Source organism: Blautia glucerasea (assembly GCF_020537505.1).
Lineage (GTDB): Bacteria > Bacillota > Clostridia > Lachnospirales > Lachnospiraceae > Blautia_A.
On record NZ_JAJBMO010000108.1, the window covers coordinates 1 to 567 of the forward strand.

General features: G+C 40.9%; 1 pseudogene. It reads left to right on the forward strand.

The window, feature by feature from the left end:
• A pseudogene (locus LIQ05_RS19475) lies at window positions 1–567 on the forward strand (DNA polymerase IV); the annotation flags it as partial.

Consider the following 567-nt stretch of genomic DNA (forward strand, 5'->3'; position numbering starts at 1 on the left):
AGGAAATGTATTATGGGCTTTCGCAAATGGCTGGGATGAAGATCCGGTTTGCAAGGAAGGATATGAAGCACCAGTAAAGTCGATAGGTAATAGCACTACAACACCGAGAGATCTGGAAAATGATCTGGATGTCTGGATCATTCAAATAGCATTGGCAGAAAGTGTAGCTGCACGATTGCGGAAACATGGATTTAAATGCAAAACAGTAGAAATTACAGTTCGAGATAATCGATTGTATAGTTTTTCCAGACAGATACATTTACGACAGCCAACGAATATTACAAACGAGATTGTAACTGCAGCATTTCAGCTATTTAAAGATAATTACAAATGGGAAGATCCCATTAGAAGCCTGGGAATCCGAGCTGCGGATCTTGTGTTAGATGATATTCCCGTGCAGTTGGATTTATTTGGAAATCAGGAGAAAAAGGAAAAGTTAGAGAAGCTGGATCGTACTGTAGATGAGATCAGACGACGGTTTGGTTATTTCAGTATACAGCGAGCGGCAATGTATCAGGATAAAGTCTTATCCCACTTAGACGCTGGTACGCACACGATCCATCCACA